This window comes from Streptomyces sp. GbtcB7 (assembly GCF_019091445.1).
GTDB lineage: Bacteria > Actinomycetota > Actinomycetes > Streptomycetales > Streptomycetaceae > Streptomyces > Streptomyces mirabilis.
Genome location: NZ_JAGXJM010000062.1, coordinates 26,956 through 42,806, shown reverse-complemented (window position 1 = coordinate 42,806; position 15,851 = coordinate 26,956). Strand labels below are relative to the sequence as shown.

Genomic DNA, 15,851 nt, shown 5'->3' with positions numbered 1-15,851 from the left:
CCCCCGACCGCGCCACCAGCTTCGGCGGCGACCACACCGGCTACACCGACTACCCCACCCTCAACTAACCACCAGCCAGTAACCCGACTGGCACACCGCGGCGCCCATCGGCCTACGGCCCGGCGGGCGCCGCGGCGCTTTCCGGACCAACCGCCGAGAGTTCTGGCTTGGAGGATCGATACGTATGGAGACAACGTCAGGGAGTGAGGCCAGGGACGTCCCGTCGGCCGCGCACCACGGCCCGGTCAGCTATGCGGTCTTCCGAGTGGGGCGGCTGCATCACATGCTCGCCAACCAGCTTCTGCGGGAAATCGGGCTTCACCCGAGCCAAGAGCTGGTGATGCGGAGATTGTGGGAGCACGGCGCCATGCGCCAGGTAGACCTGGGCGAACTCGTCGGCTCGGACGCGGCGACCATGACCCGGACCGTACGGCGCCTTGAGCGGGCGGGTCTGGTACAGCGTGTCCCCTCCCCCACCGACAAGCGGTCCGTCATCGTCAAGCCGACCGTTGCCGGCCTCGCTCTGCGCCGGAAGGCTGAGGGCATCAGGACCGAGCTCGAACACCGTCTGGCCAACGGCCTCAGTGAAGCGGCGCAGGCCGAGGTGCTCGCCGTACTGGAACGACTCCAGCACAACTTGACCCAGCAGGTGAGGAACGCCGCCTACCTGGACTGTGCCGAGGATCCCTGCAGCTGATCGACAGAAACCACGAACTCGACAACACATGAAACCCGCCCCCGAGCCACGACAGCCCCGAGACTCCGGACGAGCTGTGGTCTCGCGCCAGGTTCCTGCCGGTCTCTTCAGAGGCCATCGCCCTGCCATTCCAGGGCGATGATCACGGCGGCCGCGTCATAGGGCCGCTGTACGTCGAGCCTGGTGTACTTCTCGAACGCGTTCAGCCGGTTTAGCACGGTGTTGCGGTGGACCTGCAACATCCGACCCGAGTCGGCCAGACTTCCCGTGTCCAGGTAGGTGCTGACGGTTTCGAGGATCTTCCGCGGTTCCAGGTCCGTGTACTTCTCCAGGTACGGGAAGACGATCTGCCCCAGGTCATAGCCCACCCCGGCCAGCAGATGCCGGGTCACCGAACGCCAGCGGTCCGACAGCGTGGCAACGCCCGAACTGTCCATCGGCAGGTCGATCATGATCTCTCTCGCAGCACTACCTCGCCACGTCCAAGGCGTTCTCCTCGCTCCCCTTCGAGTACCGCGAGGCGTTCGGACTCGTCGGCTTCGGCACGGGGGGCTGGGACACCAACTTCCCCGACTCGATGGTGGAGATCCTGCGGGTGGTCTACGTGGGCGCTGAGCACGACCAGCAGCGCATTCTCGGCGGCACCCAACGCCTCCTCCAACTCCTTTGGCAGCACGCCCCCGAGCAGCTCACGCACTGGCCCGCCGGGACCAGCCTCGCCTCCCTGCACGACGGCTCGCCCCGCGGTGCGGTGCCGCGGATACGCCGGGCGGACGGGCCGGACAACCGCATCGAGGTGACGGACCCGTGGGGCAGGACGTCCGCCTACCCGGCAGTCGTGGCCACGTGCCAGTCATGGCTACTCTCCGCCCGGATCTACACCGACGAGTCGCTGTTCAGCCACCCGCTGTGGACGGCGATCGAGCGAACGCACTACATGCAGTCGTCCAAGACGTTCGTCGTGGTCGACCGGCCCTTCTGGAAGGACATCGACTCGGAGACCGGACAGCACGTGCTCAGCACCACGCTCACGGACCGGCTCACGCGTGGCACCTACCTGCTGGACGACGGCCCCGAGAAGCCGACGCTGATCTGCCTGTCGTACACCTGGAACGACGACGCGCTGAAGTGGCTGCCGCTCGACGTCGACGAGCGCGTGCGGCTGATGCTGCACTCCCTCAAGCAGATCTACCCGAACGTCGACATCGCCTCGCACATCATCGGCGACCCGGTCACCATCTCCTGGGAGGACGACCCTGACTTCATCGGCGCCTTCAGCGACAACTTGCCTGGCCACTACCGCTACCAGGAGCGCCTCTACACCCACTTCATGCAGGACCGCTTCGACCCGGACCACCGTGGCATCTTCCTCGCGGACGACGACGTGTCCTGGACGGGCGGTTGGGCCGAGGGCGCGGTCACGACCGGCCTGAACGCCGTGTGGGACGTCATGACCCAGCTGGGTGGCAAGACCAGCGCGACCAATCCGGACCCGGGCGACCGCTTCGAGGAGTTGAGGTCGATCCGGTTGTCACAGGCGAATAGTAATTGGTCGACCAAAAGTTGGACTTCCCAACCTCTCCTGGATACGCTCGACGCGTCCCGCTCCAACGGAGCGGAGCGGCAGTCCGCTCCCGTCATGCGGTCTATCCCCCGGGGCTGCACGGCGGGAGCGGGCGCGGCATCACTTGCCTCGAGACTTGAGCAACATCACGTCGGCGTCAAGGGTGCGTGGTGCTCGCCCTTGCCCGCCATGTGTGCCATCCCTGGGGCCAGGCCACGGACGGAATGAGCAGCCATACGACCCCGACCGAGGGCAGACCGTTCCCGAACGCGCCGATCAACAGGGGCAGCGCGAGTGCCGGAAGGGCGGAGCGGAGACCGCTGCGCCAGCTGGTCGAGTGCGAGGCCATGGAGACGCCGGCACCGATGAGAACGTACACGGCGAAGCCCACACACAGCAGCAAACGGACACTCGGGGGCAGTTGGCCGTGCCGGTGCTCGACCGCGGCACCCAGTCCCGCCGCGACGGCAGCCAGGGCTCCGGCGGTGAGGAGGTGCAGCGCCATCGCGGTTCGCGTCTGAAAGGCACGCGGCGCCAGGCCTGGGACGCCGCCGTAGCCGTACCGAAGCGAAAGCGACCACAACATCACGAGCAGCAGAAACGACCCGAGGGCCAGTCCGTAGAGCGCCCAGTCCCACTCAGTCGCGGCCGACGCCGCGACCAGCTGGGCAACGCCCTCGCCCAGCACGATGAGGACGAACAGGCCCAGCCGTTCACCCAGATGAGCAGGGTCCGAGTAGGCGGCGCTGAGCCGCGCTGGCCTGCTATGGGAGCCTCGATCCCGCTCTCCCATGTCGCGACGGGCCCGTTGCCGCCGCTGCTTTTCGGCATCCCGCTGCTGCACCCGCTCCAGAAAGCGCTCGCCATTCATGCCGAAGGTGGCCCAGAGGTCGAGGGCGATTCCTGCTGCCCAGAGCCAGTAGCGGGCGGGCGCGTCGACCCAGACGGAGAGGGTCCAGGGGATGACGCCCAGGGTGAACTGGGCCGTCGGCCAGTCCAGCAGCACTTGGCCGCGCGCCTGCCAGACACGGCTGCCCAGGATCCGCATCAGGATGTACACAACAGCGAAGGCCTGCATGTGCCGACCGTCGTGCACACCCTGCACGGCAGCGGCCATCACCGCCATGCCGAACATGCCGGCCAGCAGGATACGAATGCGGGTCCTGTCGCCGGCAACGTTGCCGTACAGGGTGAAGCACGTCCAAGTCATCCAGAACGCGCAGAAGAGCACTGCGTAGTACGCGAAGTCCCGTGCTCCTGGCTCGCCGTGCAGCAGGTGCGCGAGCTGAGAGACACCGGCGACGGCAATCAGATCGAAGAAGAGCTCCAGCCACGTGGCATGCCGCTCGTTCTCATCCACTTCCGCCGACTCGACATCCATATCGACCATGTGTGCACCTTGTGCAGGCTGAGTTCTGCGCACCGGGGGACAATCAATCCTCACGACGCAGACACGCCGGCCCCGAACCGCACTGCCTTCCGGGCGGTCCCGGGCCGAACGCGACGACGAACGTTACTTTCCGAAGAACGCGGTGAGGTGTTGGACGACGGCCTCGGGCTGCTCCTCGGCGAGGAAGTGCCCGGACCTGTCGATCTTGACGACCTCGGCATCGAGAGCCGTGCGGGACAGCACACTCCGCGCGGGCTCATAGGTGTGTTCGCTGGTCAGTGCGAGGATCGGCGGGGTCAGGAAGCGGTAGCCCTTCTCGTCCTCGATGTCCTGGGCGAAGGCCTGATACCAGCCGTTTCCCGCCCTGATCGCTTCCGGCGTGGAGTACGCCTGCGCATAGACCGAGCGGTCGAAGTCGCTGATGGCCGCGGGGTCGGCCGCCAGCAGGTCGAGCATCGCGTCCACCAGGTGACGCGAACGCCCTTCCAGCAGCTTCTCGGGCAGTCCGCGCAGTTGGTTGAACGCGAACCACCACGCCACGAACTGCCCGGGCCGCGGCAGCACGCTGAACCGGAACCAGCTCTCATCGGGGTGCAGCACGTCCAACAGCGCGATGCGGCGGGCCGCTTCGGGGTGGTTGGCGGCGAAACTGTAGGCGACGATGGCGCCGATGTCATGACCTGCGATGTCCGCCCGTTCATGGCCGAGGAAGCGGATCAGCGCAAGGATGTCGCCGGCCATCGTCCTCTTGTCGTAGCCGGAATCCGGCTTGCCGGAAGACCCCATCCCGCGCAGGTCGACGGCGATCACCTGGTGCTGCCGTGCGAGCGCTGGCATGATTTTGTGGAACTGCCACCAGGTCTGCGGCCAGCCGCCGAGCAGGAGTAGCGGGCTTCCCTGACCGCCGATCACGTAATGCAGATCGAGTCCGTTCACCTCGGCGTGACGGCTCTCGAAGTCGCCGTCCAGCGACTGTGCGAGTTCGGCGTCGGACGGTACGGATGTCATGGTGCAGTCCTTGAAGAATAGTCGTACTTGGATATGGGTCGGGGAGACGACAATCAGGAAGCGGGGTCACCGAACAGGGCGAAAAAGTTGATCTTCCCTACCTGCAGCTTCGCGTCGTGCGGCGCCTCGTCGAGGCCGCTGTCCGTGATGTACAGCCGGTTTCCGCGCACCGCGGTGGCCGTGGGCGAGGCGATGCCGTCAGCCTTGGTCAGGACTATCTTCTTGGTCCCGTCCGGATAGACCACGGCGATCTGGTTCGAAGCATGCAGTGCGGCGAACACCACGTCGGAATGCCCGTTCAAGAAGTTGAAGTCGTCGATCCCCAGGACACCGCTGGTCACGACGCGAATCGGCCCGGCGGTGCCGTCGGCGGCCACCGGCACCCGTAGCAGCGTGCCCTTGCTGAGGTTGGAGATCCACAGCTCGCCATTGTGGAAACGGAGCCCGTTCGCACCCAGCGGCCGGGCCGAGGAGGCCTCGGGCTCAAGGGCCGCCTCGGTCAGCCAGGCGGTCGCCGGTCCGCCGGCGGCCGGAACGGACCACACAGTGCCCTTGTAGCTGTCCGCCGCGTACAGGGTGCGCCCGGACGGATCGATGGCCAGGCCGTTGGGGAACGCGCCCACGGGCAGGGCTGCGATGCGCTCGGGGGTACCGCTGGGCGCGAGCTTCCACACACCGGACCGGGAAGCGTCGTTGGAGAGGACGTTGTAGTACACGGCGCCGTCGTGGCCGCGCGTGTTGCCGGTGATGGCGTCACCCGCATACCCCGTGACGAGCACCGTGCTCTGCCCGGACGCGGTGATCCGCACCAGTTCGGGCGCCTTGCCGGCTGAGATGCCCAGCATCGACAGGGTGAGCGAGCCGTCCGGGTTGACGGTGATGTTCTCGGGCGCCTCACCGGCAGCGAAGTCGAACGTGGCCGCCGTCTTCACATGAGTGACGACCTGCTGGTGATGGTCGGCTCGGGTCGCCGCGGACGCGTATGGCGCCGAGCTGAGGACGGCTGCCATGGCGGTGATCGCCGCGGCGAGTGTGAGCCGCTTATTCAGAGTGGGTTTTCTCGTGTTCATCGCTCTCTCTTCGACAATTGCTCGCCCTCGCCCTCGGTGCCGCATGTACGCGGGCACCGTCAGGCGGCGGGAGGCGAAGGCTGAAAATGTGCTGCCCACGACCGCGGGCAGCGCCGTGAGCCCGGCCTGGTCGGCAGCGCTCGGCTCTATGTCCCCCGTGGCGGTACGGTCCGCCGGGTAACCGGCTAAGGAGGCGCCCAGGGCGGGGGAAGGAAGGGCGCACCTCGATACGGGGTGCGGAGTACAGATGCCTCAGCGCTGCAACAGCGCCGGCAAGACGCAGGCGTCCATGTAGTGGGCGAGGTAGGCGGCGTCGGCCTCGACGCCGTCGAACGACGGCCGGGCGAGCGCCGCCCCGGCGATCAGAGGCCCCACGAAGGTGAGCGCGGGGTTGTCCGGTGCTATCTCACCGCGCTCGACCGCCCGCTCGACCACACGGTGCAGCAGCTCGGTCTCGGGCTTGATCTTGGATTCCCGTACGGCGTCTGCCAGTTCCGCGTTGTTCTGCATGGCTCGACTCAGGGCCCTCACCGGCGCCGTGTTCTTCTTGCCCCTGCCGTCACCGACGAGTCGTGCGATCTCTTGCAGGTCGCCGCGCAGCGAACCGGTGTCGACCGACGCCAGGTCGTAGTGTTTGTAGTGCCGCACGGCGGCGGCCACCAGGCGCGACTTGCTCTTCCACTGACGGTAGAACGTGGCCTTGCTCGCCCGCGCCCGGGCCGCGACGTCGTCCATGGTGAGTGTGTCGTAGTCGACCTCGTTCAGCAGGTCGACTACAGCCTCGTAGATCTCTTGTTCCCGCTCCGGCGTCAGCCGGGTACGCCTCGCTTCGTTCGGCCCTTCGGCCACCTCGGGTCCAGCCATGGAAGCGAGCCTAAGTGGTACGGCTGCGAAACTCAAGAGTTTCCTTGGTCGACGCATTAACCTTCTCAAGGCCACCTGCGGGGGAGCTTCTGCGACATTTCCTGCGATTGATGCGTCGACCAAGACTCGACTTCAGCGGCGGTGGACGGACTCCACGGTGTAGATGTTCGGCTCGAAGCCCTCGGCGAACTTCTGGGCCTCACGCAGCTGCCGCTGGGCTACGGGATCGGCCAGCACGGTACGCAGGTGTGCTTCGGTCTCCCACTGGGCGTAGTTGGTGACCCGGGTGCCGTCGGTGCTGGCGTGAACGGCGGTGGAGATGAAGCCCTCGCGTTCCCGCATCACCTCGTCGGTGGTCTTCACCAACAGGTCGACCAACGCATGCTGGTTCTCCGGCTTGACCGTGAACACGTTGATGAGCGTGGTCACTTGGGTGTGTGCGGTGATGGTGGCTGTGGCGTCCATGTACGGTCCTCCGTCTGCGTTCGCTGTTGTCATGCCGCCGCGTCGGCCGGGTGCTCGATGACGAGGTCGCGTTCGAACCCTTCCTGGAGCCACTCCCGGCAGGCCTGCGCGTAAGCGATGGGTCCTCCGGGATAGCCGGAGTGGATCAGTTCCGTCTGCCTGTTGGGTGCGCAGTTGAGGTCCGGCCGGGGAAGGCCGACGGCCTTCTCCTTGATCTGCCGCGCCCAGCGCTCCTGCGCCTCGGGGCGGACCTCGATACTCGCGAGGTCCTCGTCGAGACAGCGCCTGACGATCGTCGAGACGTGGGTCGCCTGGTCGTACAGCTGGTGGGTGAAGTTGATCGCGTGCGTCGCCTGGGGAATGCCGCCGACCACGAACAGGTTGGGGAAGCCCGCGGTCAGGATTCCGTGCAGTGACCGGATGCCGTCGGCCCACTTGTCGGACAGCATTTCCCCGCCGCGTCCGGCCACGGGGAAGCGGCCGGCGTCCACCGCGAAGCCGGTGCCGAAGATGACACAGTCGGCCTCGTACTCCACACCGTCGACCACAACGCCCTTCGCGGTGAGCCGCTCGATGCCCCGGCCTTCGGTGTCCAGCAGCGTGACATCGGGGCGGTTGTAGGCCTGTAGGTAGGTGTCGCTGAACTGGGGCCGGTTGCAGCCCAGGTTGTAGTACGGCTTGAGCTTCTCGGCCGTGTCCTGGTCGTTGACGATCGAGGCCATGTCGGCCCGGATCTTCTCCATGGCCGCGTAGTTGCCCATCAGCATCCGCGTGGCGGGGTCGGCACCCTCGAGCAGGGCGGAGAGCTCCCGGGACAGGTTGCGGGGCATCTTGGACAGGCCGGTCAGCGAGTCGTTGAGGATGTCCTTCGCGGGCGGCTTGCTCCCCGGGGGGCTCTGCACGACCGCGGTGAGGTTCTCGATCCGCTCCTTCTGCCAGCCGGAGGGCTGGCTGCGGAACCACTCGGGATCCGTGGGCTCGTTGTTGCGCGGTATGACGATCACCGGTGTGCGCTGGACGACAAGCACCTGCTCCGCGTACTCGGCCAGCTCGGGGATGAACTGGATCGCGGAGGCGGCGGTGCCGACCACGGCCACCCGCTGGCCCGCGAGCTTGGTCAGAGCGCCGCGCTCGTTGCCGCCGGTGTAGTCGTAGTCCCAGCGGCTGGAGTGGAAGACATGACCCTCGAACTCGTCGAGACCGGGTACGTCGGGAACGCTCGGGTGGTCGAGCGTTCCGCTGCCCAGACAGACGAACCGGGTGCGCATCTCGTCGCCACGGTCGGTCGTGACGATCCAACGGTCGGCCTCGTCGTCCCAGCGCATGCCGGTCACCTGCGTCTGCAGACAGGCGTCCTCGTCCAAGTCGAACTTCCTGGCGAGCGCCTCGGCGTGTGCACGGATCTCGTCGCCCTGGGCGTACTTCTCGCTCGGCATCGTGCCGACTTCTTCGAGCATCGGCATGTAGGAGTAGGCGTCGACGTCGCAGCGGATGCCGGGGTAGCGGTTCCAGTACCAGAGGCCGCCGAAGCCGCCAGCCTTCTCGATCAGTCGCACGCGCGGTACGCCCGCCTTGCGCAGGTGCGCGCCCGTCATGAGGCCGGTGTGACCACCTCCGACCACGACAACGTCGACCTCGTCGTGCAACGGCTCTCGCTCAAGTCCCGGTTCGACGAAGGGGTCCTCGACGGACAGCACCGCGCTCTGCGCGACCGGCCGGCTCGGCGTCGGCTTCACCGAGCGTCGCTTCTCGCTCTCTTCGAGGTACTTGCGGCGGATCGCCTCCGGATCGAATCCGGGGCCGCCGGGAGGGACGGGGTTGTCAGTCACTTCTCGTCTCCTTGCTGTGCGGATCTTTGCGCGACAGGTCCTAGTTCTCGGGATTCGCCAGCACTCCGAGCTGCTGCAGGAAGCCGAGTTCGTCCCCGACCGCCCAGACCTCACTGACCTTGCCGTCGGTGACCTTCTGGTACAGAACCTCGTCGAACTCGACCTTGCGGTGCGTGGGAGCGACTCCGAGGAACTCGCCCTCGTGGGTGCCCGAGAAGGTGACATGCGTGATCACCAGGTCATCAGCGACCACCTGGGGGCCTACGACGTTGTTGCGCAGATCGGGAAACGCGCTCAGCAGGAGGGCGTAGACAGCCTTGAAACCCTCGATCGGGTCCGCGGGGGGTGCGCCCTGCTCGTTGAGGCCGTCCCGCGACGAGTCGTGAAGGCTTCCGAGGTACTGCGCCGACCGCTGCATGCCCATGCGCCGGAGCTGGAGATTCGGGTGAAGCACCTCGTGGGCGAGATCCGGACGGTGAGCGTTGATGACGTCATCGATCAGTCGGTTGACCACGGCTTTGGGGTCCTTCGACATGTTGGGTCCTCTCAAGGAAGGTGACTGCCGGAATCATTGCCATGTGCTGCTGGTGCCGCCGCGGCCAGACGAGCGCGCGCGGCAGCGTGGATCTCGGATGGTCCGCGAGCCCACTCGAGCCCGCGGCCGACCACGGTGGCCACCGGCCGGTCCCAGTCGGAGCGCACCAGGACCGGTCGGTAAATGCCGAGTTCTGTCCGCGCCCAGCTCGGGAGCAGCCCCACCGCGGCATTCATCAACAGGCGCGCGACCAGTCGTTCCCGCCCGGTGCGGCCGAAGCCGCGCAGGAACCGCAGAGCCTCCAACGCAGCCGGGGTGACGCGGAGTTCGGGGCGCACGCGGATCAGATAGCGTGCGACCTCGCGCGTGCTGCGCGGCACCTCGACCGCGCCCAGCGCCTCGGCGACGGGGGCGGCCTGCGCGTAGTAGGTGTCGCATTCGGCCGGGGTGAGTCGTGTGCGCTGCGGCGCGTAGACCTGATAGCCCGCCAGAAAGCTGTACACCTCGGCGGTGTGCACCCAGGTCAGCAGCTCGGGGTCGTCTGCACGGTACGGCCGACCGTCCGGCGCGGTCCCGCGCACCTTGGTGTGGATCCGTCGCACCAGCTCGATCACGTCTCGCGCCGCCGGCTCGGAGCCGAAGGTCGTCGTGGTGATGAACCGCGCGGTACGCATGAGCCGACCGATCGGGTCGGTACGGAAGTCCGAGTACTGGTCGACTCCGGCCATCGCCAGCGGATGCAGGGACTGCAGCATCAGCGCCGCGAACCCGCCAGTGAGCATCCCCGTCGGGTGGCCGTGCACCCGCCAGACGGGGTCTTCCGGAGCGATCCCGAGCATTCCGGGATCGCCGGCCGGCCCCGTGTACCGCTCCAGTTTGAGCTCCCCGCCGTGCACAGTCGCCTTGAGCTCGACCGCGATTCGGGTCCGCAGTCCCATCAAGCGCCGTCCCTCGTGCCGCTCTCGTGGACGGTTCGCCTGACGCTGACCGTTCGGTCATGGCTGAACGGCTCGCCCTCGAGGTTGAAGCTCCAGGAGACAGTGGGTGTGACCCGTATGTACGGGGCCACCCCGAAGCGGCCTTTGCGCTCGACGAGTTCGGCGGTGCCATAGACGCGCAGATAGCGCGGCGTCCACGGATCGGTGCTGACCAGGTCGTCGATGACCAGAGCCACCTTGGTCTGCCCAGCCCCGGCATTGCGCCACTTGCGGGTTTTCGCGGGGTCCACGCCGCCCACGTGGACGTATGTCCCGTCGTACTCGAACCCGACCGGTACGACGTCCGGTTGGTCGTCGGCCGAGACCGTGGCGAAGCGGGCCAGCCGCTGTGAGCGCAGATAGCGGATCTCTTCTTGGGTGAAGGTCATAGATCAGACACCGCCGACACCGAACAGCTGGCCGAGGCGGCCCGTCAGCAGGTCCGCGCCCTTGAACTGGGAGGTGACATCGGGGCCTGCGATTCCCCTGCCCGGCAGCTGAGCCGCTCCTCCGGTCGGACCGAGAGGGAGGATGATGGCGGCCGGACCTGGCTGGTAGGCGGCGAGTTCGCGCTTGCCCTCGATCAGTGCCTTGATGTTGCCCGCGACCACCTCGACATGACGGTTCGCCGCACTGGCCTGCTTGGGCTCGGCGATGTCGGTGATGTCACCGAGGGCGAAGACCGTGTCCTGTCCCTTGACCTGCAGGGTCTCGCTCACCGCGACCTGTCCGTTCGGTCGGCGTACGTCCGCGAGGGCCCCGGTGAGGTAGGCGGTCTGTGGGACGACGCCGAAGCAGCGGAACCAGATGTTGGCGGTGATGTCGACGTCGGAGGCGGTGCTGACGTGGAAGGTGCCGCGCGCGCCCGGCTCGGTAAGCGGGTTCTTTTTCAGCGGGGAGCCGAGGACGAGCTGGATGTCCAGTTCGGCGAGCTGACGGCGGACCTCCTCGCGCAACTCCGGGTCGTACTCGCTGAGGATGTCGGCCACTGGGTCGACGATGACGACCTTCTTCTCCGGCCAGACATGCTTGATCTCGCCGGCGAACTCCAGACCGACCGGCCCCGCGCCGAGTAGCAGAACGTGCTCAGCCGCATCGATGTTGGCCTGTGCTTCCCGATACTTCTGCTGGGCGGCCGCGGTGTCGTCCACATCGGTCTTGGCGGGGAAGGGGTAGCCGGAGCCGGTGGCCAGCACGATGTAGTCGGCCGCGAGTTCCTCGCCGGAGGCCAGCGTCACGCGGCCCGGTTCCACCCGCACAGCACGGTCACGCACCACACGGCCGTTGGCGAGCAGCTTGTCGTAGGGGAAGAAGATCCGCGGCAGGAACTCGGGATTCACCGCGGCGCGCAGGGCGCCCACCGCATGGAAGAAGGCCTCCTTGGGCTCGACCAGCACGACGTCGGAGACGCCGTCCAGCGCCTTCGCCGCGGCGCTGCCACCATAGCCACCGCCGACAACCACTACCTTATTGGGCATTTCGTTCTCCTTAATGGGCGTGTATATGCGGGGAGCAGGCTTGTGTGAGGGCCTGCCGGGGACGGATCACGGTGCGGTCAGCAGGCCGTGCATGGCGCCTGACTGATAGCGCTCCACGGCATCGACGACGCGTGACTGGCTGGACATGCAGAACCCGCCGTACATGTAGGCGGGAGTGCCCAGTGGCCGGCCCACTCCGAAGAGGAACTGCGCCCCCTCTTCGCCGGCCTCCACCTCTACCGCTCCTTCACCCTTCTCGAACACCGCCAGGCCGACCGGGCCGATCTCGCCGCTGGTCGTCGGCGTGGCGATGCGCCCGCTGCCCCTGACCGTCATCGCGAAGCCACGGAAGTCGGGGTCCACGGGGATCTCGACGCGCGCGCCGGGCCCCAGCAGCAGGTCGTACACGTGGGATTCGGCCGCCTCACGGACGGGCGAGCGCATCCCGAACGCCTCGCCGGCCACCACCCGCAGCGTCACACCCTCGGCGAGTTCACCCGAGGGCAGGTCGTTCGGGATGAAGTGCATGCCGTACGGGTCGGCCTCCTCGGCAGATTCCGGCAAACGTACGAAGATCTGCACGCCATGCCCGAGACGGCCGGTCTCCTCGACCACCTCGTCGTGCACGATCCCGGAAGCCGCGACGGTCCAGTGCAGGCCGCCGGGTTCGATCAGGCTCTTGTCACCGAGGCTGTCGCGGTTGTGCAGCCGGGTAACGGTGTCGTCGAACATGTAGGTGGCCGCGGAGAAGCCGGCGTGCGGGTGCGGCGCGAAGGTCGGTCCGGTGATCTCGAACAGATCCATGTTGAGGAAGGGATCCAGGTCGACGGCGAAGCGCGAGCCGCGCGCCGAGAACTGTGTCCCTATCTTGTGGGTGTCGATGTCCGTGACGGTCGACAGGACACGGCATCCGTGCATGTCGTCCTCCTTGAGGTCGTTCGTTTTCGTGGGGTGCGGCCGTCGCGACAGCGCGGGAGTGGGCGGTCAGCCCATGTGGGCGGCGGGAGCGGACTCACCCTGCTCCTGCTTGCCAGCGTTGATGGCGGACAGCGTGATCAGCAGACCGCCGATGAAGAACACCGCCGCGACGACGAACGCCGTGGTGTAGCCATGGGTCAGAGCATCACCGGCCTTGGCCACCAGGCCGAAATCCTTCAGGGCAAGGCCTCGGTACAAGGTGTCTGCCGCGTCGGGCAGTTGGCCGTTCGCCGCCGATGTCGAGATCGTGGAGAGCACCGCCAAGCCCAACGCACCGCCCACCTGCTGAGAGGTGTTCAGTAGCGCGGAGGCGATGCCGGAGTCCTGGTCCCGCACCCCGCTCACCGCGCCAAGGGTCATCGGGACGAAGGTCATGCCGAGACCGACCGCGGTGACGAACATCGCGGGCATCAGGTGCGTCACGTAAGAGGCCCCCGGCTCGAGCGTGGCGAACCAGAACATGCCCGCTGCTCCGACGGCCAGACCGGGGCCAGCGATCTGCCGGGGTGTCAGACGAGCGGCGAGTTGCGAGCTGACGCCCGCCGCAACACCCATGCCAACGCTGAACGGCAGGTAGGCGAGTCCGGTCTTCACCGGGCTGTAGCCAAGGATCTGCTGCATGTAGAGCGTCAGGAAGTAGAAGGTGGCGAACATGCCCGCACCGACGGACAGCATGCTCGCGTACGCGCCAGCGCGGTTGCGGTCCTTGAAGAGGCGCAACGGCATCATCGGATGCGTGGTCCGCACCTGCAGGGCGACGAAGAGCACCAGCAGAACGAGGGCCGCCGCGAGGAAGCCGAGCGTGAGGCCGTCGGTCCAGCCGTCCTCGCCCCCGCGGGTGATGGCGTACACCAGGGCGATCGGACCACCGGTCCCGGTGATCGCCCCAGGCACGTCGAGGCGTCCCCTGTTGCGCTCGCCCTCGGCGAGCACCCTGGTTCCGACGAGTACGGCCGCGCCAATAGGGATGTTGACGAAGAACACCCAGCGCCAGTCAAGGTAGTTGGTCAGGACTCCGCCAAGCAGCAGCCCCACCGTCGAGCCGAGTCCGGCCATGGCCGCGTAGACACCCATCGCCCGGTTGCGGGGCTTGCCCTCGGGGAAGTTCGTGGCGATCAGGGACAGGGCCGAGGGTGCAGCGATGGCGGCGCCGATCCCCTGCAGGATGCGGGCCCCGATGAGGAGCTCCTCGTTCTGCGCCAGGCCGCCCAGCAGTGAGGCCACCGTGAACGTCGCTATGCCGACCCGGAACATACGGCGCTGGCCATACAGGTCGCCGGTCCTGCCGCCCAGGAGCAACAGGCCGCCGAAGGCCAGTGCGTAGGCGTTGACCACCCAAGCGAGGTTCGAGGCCGAGACGTCGAGGTCGGTCTGGATGCTCGGCAGCGCAATGTTGGTGATTGTGGCGTCGAGGACGACCATCAACTGCGCGCTGGCGATCACGAAGAGAGCCAGTCCGAGGCGCCGGCCGGGGGGTGCCTCGGCGTGTCCTGCGGATCGCTGGTCCGTGGCCGAAGCCGAGCTGTCGGTGGACATGGAGGACTCCAGGGTCAGAGCTGCGTGGCGAGTGCCATCGAGAGAAATATACAAGCGTTGAGAAAAATTCCCAGCGGGATGGCAGTGACTGGCACACGGCAGCCTGAAGACTCCCTCGGCATGCGGAAACGCCCCGATCGGCCGGTAGTCCTGTCCATGCACAGGACTACCGGCCGATCGGGGCGTTCGGTCGAGTACGACTACGTGGTCGTATATCTCTTTTGATGGTGGATCACGGTAGCTGACTGAGCGACGCGGGGCGCATGACGGCCCAGCGCGATCAGTCCCCGGCGGATGCCGACCGCTCGGGCGCCTACTCGGGTGCGATCAGGCCACGGAACACGGGGACGACGAGGCGCAGAATCTCCTCAACGTCGGCGGCGACGAGGTCCGGCATGTGCAGCAGGTGGCGCTGGCTGGCGATCCCCATCAGCATCGCGCTGCACAGAGCGGCCCGCAGACGGGCGTCCTCGGCCGTGATCGTGGCAGCGATCGGCTCGACGGACTCGGCGGTGACATGCTCCCGCAACAGCTCCGCGGCACCCTCGCTCGTCATGCCGGCTCGCAGCAGCACGGCCATGGGGGTATGCGGGTCGGCCGCCCAGGCATTGAGCATGCCCCGCACATAGTTCTCCACCGTCTCCCCGGGATCATCGGTGGTGAGTTCGGCGATCGGAATGCTCCAGTGGACCGCCTCACGGAACAGGGCGTCCTTGCTGCCGAAATACTGGATGACCGACGACTTGTCGACGTCGGCCTCCGCCGCGATGGCCCGGATGGTGGCCCGTTCGTAACCGACCTCGGCGAACTTCCGGCGAGCCGCCTCCAGAATGCGCCGCCGGGTGCGCTCGCCCTTGCGTACGCAGTTCACCTCACCCTCGGGGGGCCGTTTCATAGGCCGCCCCCGGCCGGAAGGCCTCGACTGCGGCGGTTCTTCCGTCACCTCGGCGGCAACCACGCTCCGCCTCCTCTCCTCGCTCACCTCGATGCTACAAGCGGCATATTCCGTGGTCCGGGACGACGCCGAATAAGAAGTAGACATCCGTTGATTTCCTTGTCCGGCTGCACGTACACTCGGCGCCGTCCGTTCGACGGTGAGCGTAAGCCCACTCCCGGTCCCGCCCTGACGCGACTCCCCCGGCGCCCACAAGGGCGGGGCGGGAGCCACACAGGTCGGCCGCGACTCCGCGGCAACGAAGACTCCGGTCCAGGTTTCGAGTGGGGTGCTCCACCTGGCCGGACGGGTGCCCAAGTGACGGAAATCGGGCCCCGCGGGGGGCGAAGCCGCACGAGCGGCTCCGCCCCCCGCCATACGGTCGCCACCCCCAACGCCTCCCAGTCCGTTCTTCGCTTCACCCGCCCCGAGGGCGCGAAGCTCTCGAGACATGGCACATTACTGGTCGGCAAATTTAAGACCGGTCATCCTGACATTGATGACCTGATCGGCCACAATGAAGTGA

15 protein-coding genes and 1 pseudogene are annotated in these 15,851 nt (G+C 67.1%); 2 read left to right on the top strand and 14 right to left on the bottom strand.

Annotated elements, in window-relative coordinates; all coding sequences use genetic code 11:
* Nucleotides 1–184 precede the first annotated feature (184 nt).
* Nucleotides 185–697: a MarR family winged helix-turn-helix transcriptional regulator gene (locus KVT44_RS51850; protein ID WP_217575702.1), complete on the top strand. Its 513-nt coding sequence runs from the start codon at nucleotides 185–187 to the stop codon at nucleotides 695–697.
* Nucleotides 698–804: 107 nt separating this feature from the next.
* Here KVT44_RS51850 and KVT44_RS51845 read toward each other — a convergent pair whose 3' ends face one another.
* Nucleotides 805–1,149, bottom strand: a complete 345-nt coding sequence (locus KVT44_RS51845) for a helix-turn-helix domain-containing protein (protein WP_217575700.1) — start codon at nucleotides 1,147–1,149, stop codon at nucleotides 805–807.
* 17 nt (nucleotides 1,150–1,166) lie between these two features.
* Between KVT44_RS51845 and KVT44_RS51840 the strand changes: the two are divergent.
* A pseudogene (locus KVT44_RS51840) lies at nucleotides 1,167–2,213 on the top strand (flavin monoamine oxidase family protein); the annotation flags it as partial.
* Between the two features lie 205 nt (nucleotides 2,214–2,418).
* Here the strand turns inward: KVT44_RS51840 and KVT44_RS51835 are convergent.
* From KVT44_RS51835 to KVT44_RS51775, 13 genes are all read right to left on the bottom strand, one after another.
* On the bottom strand, nucleotides 2,419–3,684 hold the full coding sequence (locus KVT44_RS51835) for a low temperature requirement protein A (protein WP_217575698.1): 1,266 nt from the start codon (nucleotides 3,682–3,684) through the stop codon (nucleotides 2,419–2,421).
* A gap of 90 nt (nucleotides 3,685–3,774) precedes the next feature.
* A complete protein-coding gene (locus KVT44_RS51830; protein ID WP_217575696.1) occupies nucleotides 3,775–4,659 on the bottom strand; it encodes an alpha/beta fold hydrolase in 885 nt (294 codons plus the stop codon).
* Nucleotides 4,660–4,712: 53 nt separating this feature from the next.
* Nucleotides 4,713–5,729, bottom strand: coding sequence for an SMP-30/gluconolactonase/LRE family protein (locus tag KVT44_RS51825; protein ID WP_217575694.1), 1,017 nt, complete (start codon nucleotides 5,727–5,729; stop codon nucleotides 4,713–4,715).
* Between the two features lie 252 nt (nucleotides 5,730–5,981).
* A complete protein-coding gene (locus tag KVT44_RS51820) occupies nucleotides 5,982–6,593 on the bottom strand; it encodes a TetR/AcrR family transcriptional regulator (protein WP_217575692.1) in 612 nt (203 codons plus the stop codon).
* A gap of 132 nt (nucleotides 6,594–6,725) precedes the next feature.
* Nucleotides 6,726–7,058 (bottom strand): antibiotic biosynthesis monooxygenase, encoded by a 333-nt coding sequence (locus tag KVT44_RS51815; protein ID WP_217575690.1) that lies wholly within the window; start codon nucleotides 7,056–7,058, stop codon nucleotides 6,726–6,728.
* Nucleotides 7,059–7,087: 29 nt separating this feature from the next.
* Nucleotides 7,088–8,887: an NAD(P)/FAD-dependent oxidoreductase gene (locus tag KVT44_RS51810; RefSeq protein WP_217575689.1), complete on the bottom strand. Its 1,800-nt coding sequence runs from the start codon at nucleotides 8,885–8,887 to the stop codon at nucleotides 7,088–7,090.
* 40 nt (nucleotides 8,888–8,927) lie between these two features.
* Nucleotides 8,928–9,422 carry an ester cyclase gene (locus KVT44_RS51805; protein ID WP_217575687.1) on the bottom strand — a complete coding sequence of 165 codons (495 nt, stop codon included), beginning with the start codon at nucleotides 9,420–9,422 and terminating at the stop codon, nucleotides 8,928–8,930.
* Nucleotides 9,423–9,433: 11 nt separating this feature from the next.
* On the bottom strand, nucleotides 9,434–10,360 hold the full coding sequence (locus tag KVT44_RS51800; protein WP_217575685.1) for an oxygenase MpaB family protein: 927 nt from the start codon (nucleotides 10,358–10,360) through the stop codon (nucleotides 9,434–9,436).
* Nucleotides 10,360–10,788: a PPOX class F420-dependent oxidoreductase gene (locus KVT44_RS51795; protein ID WP_217575683.1), complete on the bottom strand. Its 429-nt coding sequence runs from the start codon at nucleotides 10,786–10,788 to the stop codon at nucleotides 10,360–10,362. Before KVT44_RS51795 ends, KVT44_RS51800 begins: the two co-directional genes overlap by 1 nt.
* 3 nt (nucleotides 10,789–10,791) lie before the next feature.
* Nucleotides 10,792–11,877 (bottom strand): FAD-dependent oxidoreductase, encoded by a 1,086-nt coding sequence (locus tag KVT44_RS51790; protein WP_217575681.1) that lies wholly within the window; start codon nucleotides 11,875–11,877, stop codon nucleotides 10,792–10,794.
* Between the two features lie 66 nt (nucleotides 11,878–11,943).
* Nucleotides 11,944–12,795: a pirin family protein gene (locus KVT44_RS51785; RefSeq protein ID WP_217575679.1), complete on the bottom strand. Its 852-nt coding sequence runs from the start codon at nucleotides 12,793–12,795 to the stop codon at nucleotides 11,944–11,946.
* A 66-nt stretch (nucleotides 12,796–12,861) separates the two neighbouring features.
* Complete coding sequence (locus tag KVT44_RS51780) at nucleotides 12,862–14,391, bottom strand: MFS transporter (RefSeq protein ID WP_217575677.1); 1,530 nt, start codon at nucleotides 14,389–14,391, stop codon at nucleotides 12,862–12,864.
* A gap of 313 nt (nucleotides 14,392–14,704) precedes the next feature.
* Nucleotides 14,705–15,286 carry a TetR/AcrR family transcriptional regulator gene (locus KVT44_RS51775; protein WP_217575675.1) on the bottom strand — a complete coding sequence of 194 codons (582 nt, stop codon included), beginning with the start codon at nucleotides 15,284–15,286 and terminating at the stop codon, nucleotides 14,705–14,707.
* Nucleotides 15,287–15,851 lie beyond the last annotated feature (565 nt).

Coding starts and splice junctions, on each gene's coding strand:
- KVT44_RS51845 (WP_217575700.1), bottom strand. CDS start 1,149: ATGATCGACCTGCCGATGGACAGTTCGGGCGTTGCCACGCTGTCGGAC.
- KVT44_RS51775 (WP_217575675.1), bottom strand. CDS start 15,286: ATGAAACGGCCCCCCGAGGGTGAGGTGAACTGCGTACGCAAGGGCGAG.
- KVT44_RS51820 (WP_217575692.1), bottom strand. CDS start 6,593: ATGGCTGGACCCGAGGTGGCCGAAGGGCCGAACGAAGCGAGGCGTACC.
- KVT44_RS51805 (WP_217575687.1), bottom strand. CDS start 9,422: ATGTCGAAGGACCCCAAAGCCGTGGTCAACCGACTGATCGATGACGTC.
- KVT44_RS51785 (WP_217575679.1), bottom strand. CDS start 12,795: ATGCACGGATGCCGTGTCCTGTCGACCGTCACGGACATCGACACCCAC.
- KVT44_RS51825 (WP_217575694.1), bottom strand. CDS start 5,729: ATGAACACGAGAAAACCCACTCTGAATAAGCGGCTCACACTCGCCGCG.
- KVT44_RS51850 (WP_217575702.1), top strand. CDS start 185: ATGGAGACAACGTCAGGGAGTGAGGCCAGGGACGTCCCGTCGGCCGCG.
- KVT44_RS51830 (WP_217575696.1), bottom strand. CDS start 4,659: ATGACATCCGTACCGTCCGACGCCGAACTCGCACAGTCGCTGGACGGC.
- KVT44_RS51800 (WP_217575685.1), bottom strand. CDS start 10,360: ATGGGACTGCGGACCCGAATCGCGGTCGAGCTCAAGGCGACTGTGCAC.
- KVT44_RS51815 (WP_217575690.1), bottom strand. CDS start 7,058: ATGGACGCCACAGCCACCATCACCGCACACACCCAAGTGACCACGCTC.
- KVT44_RS51790 (WP_217575681.1), bottom strand. CDS start 11,877: ATGCCCAATAAGGTAGTGGTTGTCGGCGGTGGCTATGGTGGCAGCGCC.
- KVT44_RS51780 (WP_217575677.1), bottom strand. CDS start 14,391: ATGTCCACCGACAGCTCGGCTTCGGCCACGGACCAGCGATCCGCAGGA.
- KVT44_RS51795 (WP_217575683.1), bottom strand. CDS start 10,788: ATGACCTTCACCCAAGAAGAGATCCGCTATCTGCGCTCACAGCGGCTG.